Consider the following 1,063-nt stretch of genomic DNA (forward strand, 5'->3'; position numbering starts at 1 on the left):
CGTCGAGCTGTCGGTCTTCTGGTGGGGTGACGCCAACCGGGCCGCGCTCACCGAGAAGGCGCTCCAGCTGTACTCGACCCGCAACCCCCGGGTCACCTTCCGGGTCACCTGGCAGGGCGCCGACGGCTACTACGACAGGTTGGCCACCCAGGCGGGCGGCGGGAACGTACCGGACCTGATCCAGATCGACGACGCCATGCTGACGGAGTACACCCGACGTCAGGTCATCCTCGACCTCACCGACCGGCACCTGGATCTTCGGGGCCTGCCGGAGGGCCTGATCCGCTACGGCACGGTGGAGGGGCGGACGATGGCGGTGGCCGCCGGGCAGACCCACGCCGTCGTGGTGTTCAACCGGGACCTGCTGCGGGAGCTGCAGGTGCCGGAGCCACGGGCCGGGATGTCCTGGGCCGACTACATCTCCTGGGCCACCGAGGTCACCGAGGTCAGCGACCGGCGGGTGGCCGGCACCATGGACGGGTCGGGCGACTACCGGGCGCTCTGGCTCTGGCTGCGGGCGCAGGGTGGCGAGTTCTACCGGGGCAACCAGCTCGGCTTCGGCGCGGACGAGCTGATCGCGTGGTTCGAGCTGTGGCAGCGGGCTCGCCGGGCACGGGCCACGCCGAGCGCGGCGCTGGTCGAGCAGGCCGACAGCGGCGAGCCGGCCCGACAGCTGGTGGTGAGCGGGGCGACCGCCGCGTCCTTCGCCTGGTCGCACCAGCTACCGGAGCTGCAACGACTCACCGAGTCGGAGTTGGGCATCGTCGGCTTCCCCGGCCCGCCGGGCGCCCAGTGGGCACGGGCGTCGATGTACTGGGCGGCGTTCCGGGGCACCCGCCACCCGGACACGGTCGCCGACGTCATCAACTTCTTGACCAACAACGGTGAGGTCGGTGCCGTCCTCGGTCACGAGCGTGGGCTCAACGCCAGTTCCGCCGTGCGCCGCTACGCCGAGGGCAGCATCACCGACGCTGCCCAGCGACGTGCCGCCGCGTTCGGCACCAGCATCGCCGACCTGCTCGGGCCGGCGCCCGCGCCGCCGCCGAGGGGGCACGCCAAGGTG

1 protein-coding gene is annotated in these 1,063 nt (G+C 72.4%); it reads left to right on the forward strand.

Annotated features, from left to right (window positions below):
* A partial coding sequence (locus tag KBX53_RS33940) for an ABC transporter substrate-binding protein (protein WP_210863922.1) occupies positions 1-1,063 on the forward strand: 1,063 nt, incomplete at both ends.

Origin of the sequence: Micromonospora sp. M51, assembly GCF_018070305.1 — a bacterium.
Lineage (GTDB): Bacteria > Actinomycetota > Actinomycetes > Mycobacteriales > Micromonosporaceae > Micromonospora > Micromonospora parva.